Source organism: Collinsella aerofaciens (genome assembly GCF_015555045.1).
In the GTDB taxonomy this organism is placed as follows: Bacteria; Actinomycetota; Coriobacteriia; order Coriobacteriales; family Coriobacteriaceae; genus Collinsella; species Collinsella aerofaciens_W.
Genome location: NZ_JADNJQ010000004.1, coordinates 1 through 14,665, shown reverse-complemented (window position 1 = coordinate 14,665; position 14,665 = coordinate 1). Strand labels below are relative to the sequence as shown.

The 14,665-nt window shown below is 60.1% G+C and carries 13 protein-coding genes and 2 tRNA genes; 1 reads left to right on the top strand and 14 read right to left on the bottom strand.

Annotation, left to right across the window (positions count from 1 at the left end; all coding sequences use genetic code 11):
* Nucleotides 1-8 precede the first annotated feature (8 nt).
* The 14 genes from I2E45_RS02400 to asnB all read right to left on the bottom strand — a co-directional run bounded on the left by I2E45_RS02400 (nucleotide 9) and on the right by asnB (nucleotide 13,907).
* A complete protein-coding gene (locus I2E45_RS02400; RefSeq protein ID WP_229058789.1) occupies nucleotides 9-1,577 on the bottom strand; it encodes a threonine/serine exporter family protein in 1,569 nt (522 codons plus the stop codon).
* A 340-nt stretch (nucleotides 1,578-1,917) separates the two neighbouring features.
* The gene (gene lysS, locus I2E45_RS02395; protein ID WP_195444099.1) at nucleotides 1,918-3,882 is read right to left on the bottom strand and encodes a lysine--tRNA ligase; all 1,965 of its coding nucleotides are present in this window, start codon (nucleotides 3,880-3,882) and stop codon (nucleotides 1,918-1,920) included.
* Nucleotides 3,883-3,961: 79 nt separating this feature from the next.
* On the bottom strand, nucleotides 3,962-4,432 hold the full coding sequence (greA, locus tag I2E45_RS02390; protein ID WP_117820769.1) for a transcription elongation factor GreA: 471 nt from the start codon (nucleotides 4,430-4,432) through the stop codon (nucleotides 3,962-3,964).
* Nucleotides 4,433-4,539: 107 nt separating this feature from the next.
* Nucleotides 4,540-4,815, bottom strand: a complete 276-nt coding sequence (gene tatA / locus I2E45_RS02385) for a twin-arginine translocase TatA/TatE family subunit (protein WP_195444097.1) — start codon at nucleotides 4,813-4,815, stop codon at nucleotides 4,540-4,542.
* A 112-nt stretch (nucleotides 4,816-4,927) separates the two neighbouring features.
* Nucleotides 4,928-5,004 (bottom strand) — tRNA-Pro (locus tag I2E45_RS02380).
* A 49-nt stretch (nucleotides 5,005-5,053) separates the two neighbouring features.
* A complete protein-coding gene (ispE, locus tag I2E45_RS02375; protein ID WP_271742105.1) occupies nucleotides 5,054-5,950 on the bottom strand; it encodes a 4-(cytidine 5'-diphospho)-2-C-methyl-D-erythritol kinase in 897 nt (298 codons plus the stop codon).
* 2 nt (nucleotides 5,951-5,952) lie between these two features.
* Nucleotides 5,953-6,249: a Veg family protein gene (locus tag I2E45_RS02370; RefSeq protein ID WP_006234957.1), complete on the bottom strand. Its 297-nt coding sequence runs from the start codon at nucleotides 6,247-6,249 to the stop codon at nucleotides 5,953-5,955.
* Between the two features lie 130 nt (nucleotides 6,250-6,379).
* Nucleotides 6,380-6,826, bottom strand: a complete 447-nt coding sequence (gene dtd / locus I2E45_RS02365; RefSeq protein WP_040358996.1) for a D-aminoacyl-tRNA deacylase — start codon at nucleotides 6,824-6,826, stop codon at nucleotides 6,380-6,382.
* A 3-nt stretch (nucleotides 6,827-6,829) separates the two neighbouring features.
* Nucleotides 6,830-7,471: an RdgB/HAM1 family non-canonical purine NTP pyrophosphatase gene (gene rdgB, locus I2E45_RS02360; protein WP_022094898.1), complete on the bottom strand. Its 642-nt coding sequence runs from the start codon at nucleotides 7,469-7,471 to the stop codon at nucleotides 6,830-6,832.
* A gap of 142 nt (nucleotides 7,472-7,613) precedes the next feature.
* Entirely contained in the window at nucleotides 7,614-8,339 is a 726-nt protein-coding gene (rph, locus tag I2E45_RS02355; protein ID WP_195444095.1) for a ribonuclease PH, read from the bottom strand.
* Nucleotides 8,340-8,394: 55 nt separating this feature from the next.
* The gene (murI, locus tag I2E45_RS02350) at nucleotides 8,395-9,279 is read right to left on the bottom strand and encodes a glutamate racemase (RefSeq protein ID WP_195444093.1); all 885 of its coding nucleotides are present in this window, start codon (nucleotides 9,277-9,279) and stop codon (nucleotides 8,395-8,397) included.
* A gap of 53 nt (nucleotides 9,280-9,332) precedes the next feature.
* On the bottom strand, nucleotides 9,333-10,244 hold the full coding sequence (locus I2E45_RS02345; RefSeq protein ID WP_195444091.1) for an HAD family hydrolase: 912 nt from the start codon (nucleotides 10,242-10,244) through the stop codon (nucleotides 9,333-9,335).
* 107 nt (nucleotides 10,245-10,351) lie between these two features.
* The gene (locus I2E45_RS02340; protein ID WP_195444089.1) at nucleotides 10,352-11,914 is read right to left on the bottom strand and encodes a Mur ligase family protein; all 1,563 of its coding nucleotides are present in this window, start codon (nucleotides 11,912-11,914) and stop codon (nucleotides 10,352-10,354) included.
* Between the two features lie 112 nt (nucleotides 11,915-12,026).
* Nucleotides 12,027-13,907 carry an asparagine synthase (glutamine-hydrolyzing) gene (gene asnB / locus I2E45_RS02335; RefSeq protein ID WP_089572538.1) on the bottom strand — a complete coding sequence of 627 codons (1,881 nt, stop codon included), beginning with the start codon at nucleotides 13,905-13,907 and terminating at the stop codon, nucleotides 12,027-12,029.
* A gap of 187 nt (nucleotides 13,908-14,094) precedes the next feature.
* On the opposite strand from asnB, the gene I2E45_RS02330 reads away from it, so the two are divergent.
* A tRNA-Val gene (locus I2E45_RS02330) sits at nucleotides 14,095-14,170 on the top strand.
* The last annotated feature ends 495 nt before the right edge of the window (nucleotides 14,171-14,665 follow it).

The window sequence follows — 14,665 nt, the reverse complement described above, 5'->3', positions numbered from 1 at the left end:
TGCACCAATTAGCTGGTGTGGCGCCAGCGGGGGTCGGTGAGGGTTCTCGCCACGCCCAAGCCAACGGGCAGAAACGCCACGATGAGCACTGCACGCACAAACCAGCCGAGCATATTGACCGTGTCGAAGGTGCACATGTAATACATAGAGCGATAGAGATACAATCCCGGCACCATAATGACAATCGAAGGCACCGTGAGGGCGATGCGCGGGTAGGTGAGCTTGACTTCAGCCAAGCTTGCGAGCAGCCCCGATACCAGCGCGCCGATAAACGCTGCTGCCTCGGGAGGCATTCCCGTGCTGAGGCCCAGGAAGGGAATCATCGTCGGCGCATCGACAAGGGTCAGACGCAGGGTATTGGACACGGCGCCGATCAGCCCAGCTGCCGCGGCCATCTTTACCGGGCTGTTGAACATCACCGAGAAGCCGAATACGCCAACGAAGCTCATCACCACGCGCAGGAGCGTAAGGGCAAGCGGCGAAAGGCCCAGTGGGGCAAAGTCGTCCGGCGCTAGGCCAACACACTCGGCAACCATCCAACCTACGAGGGTCGCCATCACAATAATCGATACGGCATATGAAAGGCGCTCGATACCGCTTCGCATGTCGAGCTTAGCGATGTCGAGGCCTGCCGTAATGAGCGGAAAGCCGGGAATCACAAAGAGCATGGCGCCGATATAGCCTTCTTGGTGCGACATTGCCCCCGGTATGACCTGGCCAAGGCCGAGCAATGCCAGCAGATACGAAACGCAAGCGAGCGCAACGCCGGTCGTCAGCGCGCTGAACTGACCAAGGCCTTGCTTGAGAATATGGGAGCGAGCAAAGTTACCGACACCAGCGCCTACGAATGCGCAGGCCATCTCGATAGGGCCGCCGCCGAGCAAAAAGACGAAGGCGCCGCAAGCACAAGCTGCCGCAAGACCCTGTTGCCAGGGAGAGTAGTCGGGCTTTGAACTCTCAACGGTCTTGAGCATCTCGTGGTATTCGTGCACAGTAAACCGGCGCCCATACGTCTCGATTTCCTTTAAGAAGCTCTCCATCATCCAAATGCGATGGGTATTGACGCCGGTTGTGGGCAAGCTGACGACCTCGTTAAAGCAGTGGCCATCTTCGATGCAGGTGCACTCAAACGATAGGAGACTTAAGTCAACGTGGATGGTCACACCGAGTACGGCGGCGACGCGATTCATGGTATCGCGCACGCGCCAGGCACCCGTTCCGCTCGCGAGCATAAGCATACCGGTGCGGCAGATGATGGATGATTTATCGGTGAGCGGCGCATCGACGGCAAGTTCATCGCCTGCCGTCACGATCTGGTGCCAGTCAGTTTTCATATGGAGCGCGCCGGCACGAACGCCGTGGTGCATGGGGGCTCTCGAAAGCAGCGAGTTAAGGCGCGAAGACTGTGGGGACTCCGTTGATTCGTCCTCAACCTCATCAGTCTCTTCATCGACCAGATCAAAGGAATCAAGCGGCGCTGGCTCGCGACGGTCGATCAGCTCCTCGTCCTCATCATCAAAGTAATTGAACTGATCGAGCATGTCCTCTTCAATCGCGCGCTCGCTCGCATCGTCCATCCCGGTGCTCCCTTCCTATCGACTAACCCCCATCCTAGACAGCGACGGCTAAAGGAAACATAAAAGAGACGGCTGTCATGCGAGCCATGTTCGCAATAGCCATTGGGTAGTCGTTTAAGAACGTCCCCAACGACTAGTCGTTTAAGAACGTCCCCAATGACTACTCCGACAACGTCGATGTATTGGCAACGCCAGCGAGCGGGTCGCATTTGTGACAAGGTGACGTGAAACGAAAGGGCGCTGACCTTCTGGTCGCGCCCTTGAAGTTGAACGTCAGATTGTCCAAATGCGGCCCGCGCAGCGTCGAGCCGTTACGCGGTTCGTAGAACCGCGTAACTAGTTAGTACATCTTTGCGCCGGCAGGGATGGAAGCGTCGAGCTGGATCAGGTTGAGGCGCTCCTCGCCCTCCTCCTCGTGGATAGCGCTGATGAGCATGCCGCAGCTGGGGATACCCATCATCTTGCGCGGAGGCAGGTTGGTGATGGCAAGCAAGGTCTTGCCGACCAGGTCCTCGGGCTCGTAATAATCGTGAATACCGGAGAGGATGGTGCGGTCGGTGCCGGTGCCATCATCGAGCGTAAAGTTCAGCAGCTTCTTGGACTTCTTGACGGCCTCGCATGCCTTGACCTTCACGGCGCGGAAGTCGCTCTTGGAGAAGGTATCAAAGTCGACGAACTCCTCAAACAGTGGCTCGACGGCAATCTTGGAATAATCAACCGTGGGCTTGAGCGGCTTGACGAAGGGGCTCGCGGTGTTGCCGGCCTCGGCAGCCTTGACAGCAGCGGCACCGGACTGGAAACCCTTCTCGGGCTTCATGTGCGGGAACAGCAGCACGTCGCGGATGGAAGCCTGGTTGGTGAGCAGCATGACCACGCGGTCGATACCGATGCCAATGCCGCCCGCAGGAGGCATACCGTACTCGAGGGCGCGCACGTAATCCTCGTCGTACTCCATGGCCTCGTCGTCGCCGCCGGCCTTCTCGGCCATCTGGGCAGCGAAGCGCTCGGCCTGGTCGACCGGGTCGTTGAGCTCGGAGAACGCGTTCGCGTACTCGTGGCCGGCGATGACCAGCTCAAAGCGATGGGTCAGGCGCGGGTCATCCTCAAAGCGCTTGGCAAGCGGGCTAACCTCGATGGGGTAATCGCACACGAAGGTGGGGTTGACGATGGTGTCCTCGCCCAGCTCGTCATAGATCTCGGCGATGATCTTGCCGGCGGTCCACTCGGGCTTGATCTCCAGGCCCTTCTCGCGTGCGGCGGCAGCAAGCTCCTCGACCGGCGTGTCGATGGTGACCGGCTTGCCGAGCACGTCGGAGACAATGTCGGTCATGGGACGGCTGGCCCACTCGCCGGAGAGGTCGATGGTCTGGCCCTGGTACTCGATAACCTCGGGGTTGCCGATAGCCTTGTTAGCGGCCTTAATGACACCCTGGGCGAGTGCCTTCATGCCCTCGAGATCGGAGAAGGCACGGTAGGCCTCCATCGTGGTGAACTCGGGGTTGTGGGTAAGGTCCATGCCCTCGTTGCGGAAGATACGACCGATCTCGAACACGCGCTCAAAGCCGCCGACGATGCAGCGCTTGAGGTGCAGCTCGGTGGCGATACGCAGGTAGCACTCCTGATCGAGCGCGTTGAAGTGCGTGATGAACGGCTTGGCAGTGGCTCCGCCCTGGATGGTCTGCAGGATAGGAGTCTCAACCTCCATGTAGCCATCGGACTCCATAAAGCGGCGGAACGTGGAGAGGATCTGCGAGCGTTTGCGGAAGGTCTCGCGAACGTCGTCGTTGGCGATCAGGTCGACATAGCGCTGACGATAGCGGGTCTCCTTGTCGGAGAGACCGTGGAACTTCTCGGGCAGCGGGCGAACGGCCTTGGACAGCAGCGTCGCGCTCTTGGGGGCAACGGAAAGCTGGCCACGCTTGGTGCGCACGACTACGCCGGCCACGCCCAGGATATCGCCCAGGTCGAGCGCCTTGAGCGTGTTCCAGGCGGCCTCGTCCATATCGTTGATGCGGCAGAACAGCTGGATCTCGCCGGTCGCGTCGCGCACGACGATGAACATAATCTTGCCCTGACCGCGCTTGGCAACCACACGGCCGGCGATCTTCACGACGTCCTCGGTGTCCTCGCCATCGGCAAGCTCGGCGTACTTAGCCTCGATATCGGCGACGTAGTCCTCAAGCTCAGAGTGCTCGGGATAGGGGTTCTGGCCCGCCTCGAACAGGGCGGCGCGCTTGGCCAGGCGGGTGGCGCGCTCGTCGTTGAGCGTCGATGCCTGATCGGCGGCGTTCTGGTTCTCTGCCATAAGTTAGCTCCTCAAACTAAAACGCTCCCCAGGATTCGGTCCCAGGGAGCGAAAACATACCTTTACGCGGGACCGTGGTCTAGCGTGCGATCTTGGCGATGGTGTAGACGCGAGTCTTGCCGGAAGGCGTAACGACCTCGACGGAGTCGCCCTCGCCGTGACCGATGATGGCGTGGCCGACCGGAGACTCGTTGGAAATCTTGTGCTCAAGCGAGTTGGTCTCGGTGGTACCGACAAGCGTGACCTCGATGAGCTCACCGTTGGGGTCGACCAGGGTAACAGTCGAGCCAATGGAGACGGTTAGGTCGCCCGTGCTGGCAGCGATCTGAGCGTTGGCGAGGATGGCCTGAATCTCGGCGATACGAGCGGCGTTCTGTGCCTGCTTGTCCTTGGCGGCATCGTACTCGGAGTTCTCCGAAAGGTCGCCGAACGCGCGGGCTTCCTTGATGTCCTCGACGATCTCCTTGGCGTAATCGCCCTCACGCCAAGCGAGCTCCTCGACGAGCTTCTGGCGGCCCTCAGCGGTCAGTACGATCTGGCTTGCGTCCATACGGATATCTCCCCAACTATGATGTAACGATCAACTGTCAACAAAAACGAAAAAGACCGGCTAGCCTGCGGGCAAGCCGGTCAGGTGCTCACCCCAAAGGGATGGGACTACTCTGCGTCCGCGTCGCTGTCCTCTGCCTTCTTTTGCTTGGCAGCAGCGAGCTTAGCCTCGAGCTCTGCAATCTCCTTGTCCTCCTTGGACTCCTCGACCACAACCTCCTCGGCCTGCTTGGTTTCGCCCTTATCGTCGCCCTCCATACCCTCGCGGATATTCTTGACGGTAGAGCCGAGGGACTTACCGAGCTTCGGCAGGTTCTTGGGCCCAAAGATAATCAGGACAACGACGAGAATAATGATGAGCTCAGGAGCCCTCAGTCCAAACATGTAGACCTCCACAATACAGCGAGACAAGCTCGAATGAGTATACCGCGGGTATCGCGGTATCACAACAATAGCTAAAAAAAGGGACCGCAAGAAGCGGTCCCTCCTCATGCTCTGGTCGGGTTGACTGGATTTGAACCAGCGACCCCTGCGTCCCGAACGCAGTGCTCTACCAAACTGAGCCACAACCCGTTAGCTCGACTATAGTAACAAAGATTTCCGTCGTGTGCCAGAGAAATTTTTACTTCTTTGGCGCTTCAATGCGAACCGTGTCGGAAACGAGCTCCGTTGCATAAGCCCACCAGCCGTTTTGTTGAGCGTCTGCCGCAAGATTGACTGCCGTGGCGGCGGTATCGCAGAGAGCAAACGAGCAGGCACCCGAACCGCACACGTTTACGGCAACGGTACCGTCCTGTGAACGAAGCCAGTCGAGCACCGTTTGAATCCGCGGCTCCATCTGCGCGGAAATGACACCCAGGTTGTTGTGGACGAGCGCGTAGGCCGCCTCTGCGTCTCCCGAGCGAAGGGCAGATGCGATCGCTCCGGGCTTGTCCGCAGGCGCTGGGGTCTCGTCAAAACGTCGATAGGCTTCAATTGTTGAAACGCTTGCCTCGCGCGGCTTGACCAGCACGACGGGTGTCGCGGGCAGTGCGGGGTACTCGGTTGCCAGCACGTCTCCCCCACCCACGTAAAATGCAGGGCTGGCATGCAAAAAGAAGGGAACGTCGGCGCCAATGCCGCGCGCGATGTTGTCCAGCGCGGGATCGGCACGGTCGATACCCCAACTCTCTGCCAAGGCGACAATGACCGCCGCGGCATCCGTCGAAGGACCGCCCAGGCCGGCACACAGCGGGATGCGCTTCTCAATCGTGATGCAGACATTGGCTTCGCGACCATAATGCTCGGACATAGCGAGCGCAGCACGATACGCCGTATTCTTTTGCATGGGAAAGTCGGACGTCGGAATCGTCTGAACGGTCAGCGCCTGTGCCGGCGTAACCGTCACGGTATCGACAAGACCGACGGCTGCCATCAGGGAATCGACCTTATGGTAGCCGCGGTCGTCACGCTCGGTATGAACCCCCAGATAGAGGTTGATCTTTGCCGGCGCGGAAAGGGTCAGGGACCAATCGGTCACCGCTAGTGCTCCTCGAGCTGATTGCCGAGCGGGGTAAAAATGTGCTCGCCGCTCTCGGGGTCGAACAGCTCGACCTGGCCGGTGAGAACATCAATATACTGGTAGGACTGACGCGATTTGCGGCCACGGCGCTCGTCGACCTCGACGATAAAGACTGCCGGATGGACGCTCTTGATGGTGCCCATGCGCTCGACGACGCGGGTGCGGCCCATGTTGGCCTTCACCTTAACGCGATCGCCCACCATATCGGTCAGCTTCTCGTGGATGTCGTCGACGTGATTGACTTCCATCTCTTCCATGAACAGGGCCTCCAGAAGGTGCAATTCAAAAAGGGGATAATACCCCTAAGATAGACAAAACTCTAATACTATAGCACCCTGCTGCCACCATACGCAAGTAGTTAAACAAGCCCGGTCCCAAATTGACTACTTACAGACTATCGGTATCCAAGACGATGGTGAATGGGCCGTCGTTGACGAGATCGACTTTCATATCGGCGCCAAAGATGCCGTGCGCCACGTGTTCGACATCTTGGCGAACGAGCGTCAGGAAGTACTCGTAGAGCTCGTTGGCGACATCGGGGGCGCCGGCATCCGTAAACGATGGGCGGCGGCCGTGACGGCAATCGGCAAACAGCGTGAACTGCGACACCACGAGAACCTCGCCGTCGACATCGGCAAGTGCCAGGTTGGTCTTGCCGTTCTCGTCCTCGTTAATGCGCAAGCCCCGGAGCTTTCCCCACAGCTTATCGGCCTCGGCGCGCGTGTCGCCGTGGCCCACGCCCAGCAGCACCAGATAGCCGCGCCCAATTTTGCCCACGCACTCGCCGTCGACCGTCACGCCGGCGTTGAGCACGCGCTGCACCACCGCACGCACGGCCTACTCCTCGCCCGTCAGTTTGGCGGATAGGTGCTCGAGCGCATGGAATCGATGGCTGATGGCGTTCTTCTCGTCCGCCGTCAGCTCGGCCATGGTCTTGCCCGGCGTGTCGACCGGCAGGAACAGCGGGTCGTAGCCAAAGCCGTGATCGCCGCGGCCCTCATGTGCGATAACGCCCTCGCAGGCGCCCTCACCATAGGTGACCAAACCGTCCGTGTCGATGAGCGCGACGACACTCATAAAGCGCGCAGTGCGGTCCTCGTCGGCCACGCCCTCCAGATTCACGAGCAGTTTGGCATTGTTGGCGGCATCGTCGCCGTGAACGCCCGCGTAGCGCGCACTATACACACCGGGCTCACCGTCCAGCGCATCGACGACCAGACCCGAATCGTCGGCAATGGCCATGAGCCCCGTCTCCTCTACCGCAGCCTGCGCCTTGATGATGGCGTTCTCCAAAAACGTCGTGCCGTTTTCCTCGGGGTCCTCAAAATCGCCCAGCTGACCGAGCGCCACAAAGCGAACCTCGGGCATAACCTTGCCTAAAATGGCCTCGATCTCGGTGAGCTTGTGGGCGTTGCCCGTTGCCACGACGATGGTCGCCGCCGGGTCGAGGGTGTCGATGTCGATCTTCTCAAGTGCCATGAGTGGCCTCCTTGTTCTTATAACAACGCCACACAAAAGGTAATTAGGCTCTCAAGCCCCTCCCCTCGCGCGGCAGCAGCCTTACAGTTCAGCGTTTCCGCAGATAAAACCTGCCAAAATAAACCTGTCCCTTTTTGGCAGGTTAGGCGAGGACTTGGCGCTGGAGCTCGATGAGCTCGGCAATGCCCTTGTCGCCCAAATCGAGCAGGGAATTGAGGCGCTTGCGGTCGAAGGGCGCCTGCTCGCCAGTGCCCTGAAGCTCGATCATCTCACCGGTATCGGTGGCGACAAGGTTCATGTCGACCTCGGCGTGACTGTCCTCGGAATAATCCAGGTCGAGCAGGGTGTTGCCGTCGACAACGCCCATGGAAATCGCGGCGACCTGGCCCGTGAGCGGAATGCGCTCGAGCTTACCCGCCTCGACCCACATGGCAAGGGCGTCGTGCAGCGCCACCCAGGCGCCGGTAATGCTCGCCGTTCGCGTGCCGCCGTCTGCCTGAATCACGTCGCAGTCGACGGTGACGGTGTACTCGCCGAGCGCCTTCATGTTGACGACGGTGCGTAGGCTGCGGCCGATCAGACGCTCAATCTCCATGGAGCGACCCTTGCGGTTGGCGTGCTCGCGCTTGCAGCGCTTGCCGGTCGATGCCGGCAGCATGGCATACTCCGCCGTTACCCAACCGGCCTTGGCGCCCTTGCGCCAGCCCGGCACGCCCTCCTCGATGGTGGCAGCGCACAGCACGCGCGTATCGCCAAACTCGGCCAGGCACGAACCGTGGGCGTGCTTCATGACACCGCGAGTAAGCTTGATGGGGCGCAGCTCATCGGCGGCGCGGTCGTTGGCGCGATTGACCTGCATGTACTCCATAGAAATATCCTTTCGGCAAAAGGTGAACGTGAGCCTTTGGTCGGTGACCTTATATCTATTTCAGTTCGTCGATATCGATATGCTCAATGCTTTTGAGCGGCTGGCCAAAGATAAAACTGCCCGCCACCGCAAACTCAGCAATGTTATCGGCCGTCGTTGCAAAACGATGCTGCGGCTCGGCCGCGTCGCCCGCCAGCTGCTCGCGGCGCGTGAGAATATCGGTCAGCTCGCGCGTGGTCTCCTCGGCGGAGCTCACCACGCGCACTCCGGGACCCAGCGCATGGCGAATAGGCCCCACGAGCAGCGGAAAATGCGTGCAGCCGAGTACCACGGTATCGATGCCGTGGTCGCACAGCGGCTCAACCGTGGCGCCGACCAGCGCGCGTACGGCAGGCGTATCAAAGATGTCCTCGTTCTCGAGCCACTGCTCTTGCAGATGTGCGCCCGAGGCGAGCTCGTGCTCAACGACCTCGACAAAGCTCGAGGCAGGGCAGCCGTATACGTCGACGCCGGCATCCAGGTCCTGAATGGCACGCGTGTAAGCGCCTGAGCGAATGGTGAGGTTGGTGGCGAGCACGCCCACCCGGCGCGTGCGGGTGCTGTTGATTGCCGCGCGTGCGCCCGGTGCGATCACACCGATGACGGGGACGTCGAGCACCTGCTGGGCCAAGCGCAAGGCCGCAGCGGTCGCCGTATTGCAGGCGATGACCATGATCTTGACGTCGTGCTTCGACAGCCAACGGCCCGCCTGCAGTGCAAATGTGCGCACCTCGTCCTCGGTGCGGGTGCCGTAGGGGCAGCGCTTGGTGTCGCCAAAGTAGTAGACGGACTCGTGCGGCAACGCCGTTGCGATGGCGCGTGCAACCGTCAGACCGCCCAGACCAGAATCGAACACGCCAATCGGGCGCGTGTCGCCTGCCGGATTCTCGATATCGGACATTACCTCACCAGATTCTCTCTCGAAAAGATATGGCTCAGCGCGATAGGACCGCACTACGAACGGGCCGCGACGAGCAGCTCTGCCGTTGCCGCCCAGCCATCGACAATCTTGCCGCGCGTGACGTAGGCGTTATCGCAAACATCCAGGAACTCGGGCGCGCCGGCGCTGGTCAAACCGTTCTCGACCAGGCAGAACGTGCCCACGTGGTCAGCCATGTAGAAGTCGGACTCGGAATCGCCGAGCGCCAGCGTCTCCTCGCGCTCGATACCCAGGTGCTCGCAGAAACGTGCGATGGCAACGCCCTTGTTGAGACCGGCGGGATTGATGTTAAACGCGCGGCCATCCTCGACGCGTTCGAGCTCGAGCGTCGTCGGTTTGGACAGATGGGTCAGATGGCCGTTGCAGGCCCAGACCAGGCCGCAGCCGGCCTCGTCAAGAATGGCCTGGACCTCGTCGTCGGGCACATCGCCGCGCATGCCGACGGTGACCTCGCGGTACTTGTAGCCAGTCGACATGTCGTTGTGGTACTCGATCTTATGCGGCCAGCGGGCGAGAATCTTCTCGCACACGCCGGTCTGCTCGATCACCTGATGCGGCGTGAGGCCGCAGGCGGGGTCGTAGGGCATATCGCCGGTCAGATACTCCCAATCGTTGGCCTTGAGATTGTACATGACCAGGCCGCCCATCTCGCCGATGTAGGAGTTGAGGCCGAGCACGCGCGCATCCTCGTGGATCATAGTGCGGTTGCGACCCGAGGTGGGGACCACCTGGATGCCGGCACGGGCAAGTGCCACGACAGCCTCGACGAGCTTGGTCGAGGGGTTGCCGTCGTTGTCGCGCAGCACGCACGAGCCGGGCGCAAGCATGGTGGCGTCCAGGTCGGTAAAGACATAGTTGACCTTTGCGAGACGCTCGCGCATCTCGCCCGAAAGCTCGGCGACGGTCGGCAGGGTATTGTGGGACATGGTTACTCCGTTTACGTAGAAGGGTTTGGACTTGGACGGCATGTTTTGATTGAGGGAACACGCTTATGGCGACAGCGTACTCAGGGCGCCGCCGCCATCATGGTTCATTAGTCAAACTGGGTAACATCGATCAGGCGATTGGCCAGCGAAAGGTCGCTCTCGATGGGCACGAATTCGTCGCCCACGTGCATGAGCTCCTCGTCACCCTTTGCCAGCAGCAAAACAATGGTGGGGGCATCGGGGTTGACGTACTCCTCGCGCGCCGCCTTGAACGCCGCATGCACAGCGGCTTCGCGATCGAGGATGATCTTGTTCGGCGTATCGTCGGGAACATGTTCGGCAAGCTCGCGACAGACCTTCATCGGGTCCTCGTGAGCCGGGTCCTCATTGGCAAAAATCATCAGGTCGGAATATGGTGCGGCCTCGCGCGGAAGCTGCTCGCGGCGCTCCTGCGCCTTGCCGCCGGCAGCGCCAAACACTGCGATGACCGGGCTGGCGGGAAACGCGCGCTTGACCGACGAGAAAAGCGAGCGGAACGAAAGCTGGTTGTGCGCGTAGTCGACGACGCAAATCACGCGGCCGTCCTTCGACTCCACGACTTCCATACGGCCCGGCACACGCAGTTTGGAGAGGCCCTTCTTGATAGCCTCGATACCGATGCCGATCTCGCGCGCGGCGGCGATAGCGACCAGCGCGTTCTCCACGTTGAAGTCTCCCGCGATACCCAGCAGGATCTTCTCCCCCGCCTCGGACTCGTCGGCACACAGGCCATGCAAGTTGAACTCGATGCTAAAGCCGACCATGCGTACGTCGCTCGCCCACAGGCTTGCCTCGGGATGCTCGACGCCAACGGTCACCAAGCGCTCGGCCGTCGACGCTGCCTCCAGCACGCGGTCGACCTCTTCGGTGCCCAAATTCACCACGGCGGTCTTTGCCTGGTCAAAGATCCTGAGTTTGCTCTCAAAATAATCCTCAAACGTGGGGTGTTCAATCGGCGAGATGTGGTCGCGGCCGATGTTGAGGAAGCACGCCACGTCAAACGGCAGATTCTCGACGCGTTGGTACTTGAGCGCCTGGCTCGAGACCTCCATGACCATGGACTGGCGACCGGACGTGCGGCAGTTGGCGATATGGCGCCAGACCTCGGGGGCCTCGGGCGTAGTATTGGTGCTCTCATAGCACTCGATACCATCGTCGGTGTTCACCGAGCCGATCATGCCGCAGGACTCGCCCGCCGCCTTGATGATGGACTGGAGCATAAAAGCGGCCGTGGTTTTTCCCTTGGTGCCGGTGATGCCCACGATCTTGACGTCGTGGTCGGGACGGTCGTAGACCTCTGGCGGCAACAGGGCCATGGCCGTGCGAACACTATCAACAACCAGCATCGCAGCACCGCTCTCCTGCGCCAGCGGCTCCAGAGACTCGACCAGCGACTCCTCGCACACAAATGCGACGGCGCCCGCATCGAGCGCCATGCGCAAAAACGCGGGCTTAAAGGCAGCACCTTTGCAAAAGAACACGTCACCTGCCGAGACCGCGCGCGAATCAAACGAGCAGCCGGTCACGGCACGCTCGTCAACCTGCTCTGATGCGCGCAGCTCGCCGCACACATCGAGCAGCTTGGCAAGCGTATCGACCGTGGTTACGGTCGCGGAATCCGAATGGTGCATCTTTCACCTTTCTCAGCCATTTGGCAGGGACGGTTTTTATAGTAACTGAAACGCACCCACGCAAAAACGGCTCCCGGAGGAGCCGTTACGCGCAGGCGTTCGTAAGCCGAGACTAGGCAGCCTGAACAGAAGGCTGGCCCTCGTCGATAAAGAAGCGCTTGTACCACACCAGGAACACGAGCGGCGTATAGATCTTGCGCTGGAAATCGCCCTTGCCCGCAAAGTGCAGGTCGAGCAGATGCATGAGCTCGTCGGTATCGAAGAACTCGCTTGCCCACGGCGCGGTGAAGTACTCCTTGACATAGTCGTACCACTTTTGCTCGCGCAGCCAGTAGACAATCGGCACCGGAAAGCCCACCTTGGGACGGGTGGCCCACTCATCGGGCAGCGACTTGTTGGCAGCGTGGCGGAGTACCTGTTTGTTGCCGTTCTCATTGATGCGGTAGCGATCGGGAATGTGCTCGGCGAACTCCATGACTTTGCGGTCCAGGAAGGGCACGCGCAGCTCCAGCGAGTGCGCCATGCACATCTTGTCGGCCTTGAGCAGAATGTCGCCCGGGAGCCACATGTTCATGTCCAGGTACTGTTTCTTGACCAGCTCGGGCTGACCCTTCACGCGCGCATAGATGGGAGCGGCAAGCTCGAAGGCGCCGTCGCCGGTGTTGTACTCGGGCTTGAGCACGCCGTCGACCTCGCGCTCCGGCCATACCAGAGCCTGTCCCAGGAACGACTTCTCGGGGATCTCGGCACCCTTGACCAGGAAGTTATGTCCCTTGAAGTACGGCATATGCAGCGCCAGGTTACCGAGCGCGCGACGGATGGGCAGCGGCACCATCTTTTTGTACTTGCGCACCGGGACCGTATCCTCGTAGTAGGCGTAGCCGCCAAAGAGTTCGTCGGCGCCTTCGCCCGAAAGCACGACGGTAACATCCTTGCGGGCCATCTCGGCCAAGAACCACAGCGGCACGGAAGACAGGTTGGACTGCGGCTCGTCCATGTGATACTGGATGTCCTCGAGTGCACCGAAGAACTCGTCGGCGGTAATCATCTTGCGAACGTTCTCGACGCCGAGCTTATCGGAAAGCTCCTTGGCGTAGTTGGTCTCGTTGAAGTTCTTGTAGTCAAAGCCCACCGAGAAGGTCTTGTCGGGCATGAGGCAAGCGGCGATGTAGCTGGAGTCGACGCCACCGGAGAGGAACGACGCGACCTTGACGTCGGCGATGCGATGGGCCTCGACGCTCTCGTGCACGACCTCGTCCAGCTCATCGACATACTCTTCGAACGGCTTCTCGACGGCAGAGTAATCGCAATCCCAGTAACGCTCGATGTTCATCTTGCCGGTCGGGATATCGACGGTAAAGTAGTGCGCCGGCGGCAGCTTGTAGACACCCTCGAAGAAGGTCTCCTCGGTTGCCGAATACTGCAGCGTCATGTACGGACGCAGGGCCTTTTTGTTGACCGCCTTGTGGAAGTGCGGGTAGTCCAGGAAGCTCTTGATCTCGGAACCAAAGAGCACGCCCGGAGCGCCGTCGCCCGCATCGGCCATGGGATAGTAGTAAAGCGGCTTGATGCCAAAGATGTCGCGGGCGCCAAAAAGCTTGTTCTTCTTTTTGTCCCAGATGACGAAGGCGTACATACCGCGCAGGCGATCGAGGACGGCCTCGCCCCACTCCTCGTAGCCGTGCAGGAGGCTCTCGGTGTCGGCGCCGCAATGGAACTTGTAGCCCTTGGCTTCGAGCTCGGAACGGAGTTCTTGGAAGTTGTAGATCTCGCCGTTAAAGACGATAACGACGCTACCGTCCTCGTTAGCCATGGGTTGGGCGCCAGCCTCGGTCAGGTCGAGGATCGACAGGCGGCGGAAGCCGAGGGCAACGCGGCCGTCGATAAACTGACCGCCCATGTCGGGACCGCGATGGACGATGCGGTCCATCATCTTGGTGAGCACCTCGGATTGGTTATCCGTCCCACCGACAAAACCGACAAAACCGCACATATGCTATCCCCTCTGCTGTTGCTGGGCATCAAATCGAATCAGTAGCTTTTGAGTATACCCGAGGGCGTAAAGAGGGGCGGAATGTTCAGGCAATCTCAACTGAATCAGCTCCGCTGCGACACGTGCCAGTTACCTTTAATGGATATGAGGTGAATGAGGCGATTGTTTTGCTATACTCTCTCCGCACGGGCGATTGGCGCAACGGTTAGCGCAGGTGCTTTACACGCACAAGGCTGGGGGTTCGAATCCCTCATCGCCCACCATTGAATTGGAAACGGTCCTCGAAAGGGGACCGTTTTTGTTTGGGCCCGGCGCATGGGATTCGAACCCGCCAGGGTGCGGAGCTGAGGAAACGCGAAGCGTTTTCCAGCGCAGCACGCGAGGAGCGGAGCGACGAAGCGGGGCGCGGGCGGCGCCAGCCGCACGCGGACATCCCTCATCGCCCACCACTGAATTGGAAACGGTCCTCGAAGGGGGACCGTTTTTGTTTGGGCCCAGTGCATGGGATTCGAGCTCTAAGGACCCCTTATTTCAAGGTCCGTGGTCAAAAAATGGCAAAAATGAGTACTGTTACTTTGCTTGCAACATATAAAAAGATAGCATTTGCTTAAGTTACGCAACATGTGTCCATTATAAGGACTAACAGTTGGATTAAAATCGTGTATTCATCGCCATTTCGTCGGTAGCGCGCAGAGATGTGGTGTAAGAGGCGGGGCATGCCCCGCCTCTTCCCTTTCTTGAAAGGGAGGGGACACCGC

Bases quoted from the DNA above. Each gene is read 5' to 3' on its own strand.
- I2E45_RS02400 (WP_229058789.1), bottom strand. From the start codon at position 1,577: ATGGACGATGCGAGCGAGCGCGCGATTGAAGAGGACATGCTCGATCAG.
- lysS (WP_195444099.1), bottom strand. From the start codon at position 3,882: ATGGCAGAGAACCAGAACGCCGCCGATCAGGCATCGACGCTCAACGAC.
- greA (WP_117820769.1), bottom strand. From the start codon at position 4,432: ATGGACGCAAGCCAGATCGTACTGACCGCTGAGGGCCGCCAGAAGCTC.
- tatA (WP_195444097.1), bottom strand. From the start codon at position 4,815: ATGTTTGGACTGAGGGCTCCTGAGCTCATCATTATTCTCGTCGTTGTC.
- I2E45_RS02370 (WP_006234957.1), bottom strand. From the start codon at position 6,249: ATGGAAGAGATGGAAGTCAATCACGTCGACGACATCCACGAGAAGCTG.
- rdgB (WP_022094898.1), bottom strand. From the start codon at position 7,471: ATGGCACTTGAGAAGATCGACATCGACACCCTCGACCCGGCGGCGACC.
- rph (WP_195444095.1), bottom strand. From the start codon at position 8,339: ATGGAGTACATGCAGGTCAATCGCGCCAACGACCGCGCCGCCGATGAG.
- murI (WP_195444093.1), bottom strand. From the start codon at position 9,279: ATGTCCGATATCGAGAATCCGGCAGGCGACACGCGCCCGATTGGCGTG.
- I2E45_RS02345 (WP_195444091.1), bottom strand. From the start codon at position 10,244: ATGTCCCACAATACCCTGCCGACCGTCGCCGAGCTTTCGGGCGAGATG.
- I2E45_RS02340 (WP_195444089.1), bottom strand. From the start codon at position 11,914: ATGCACCATTCGGATTCCGCGACCGTAACCACGGTCGATACGCTTGCC.
- asnB (WP_089572538.1), bottom strand. From the start codon at position 13,907: ATGTGCGGTTTTGTCGGTTTTGTCGGTGGGACGGATAACCAATCCGAG.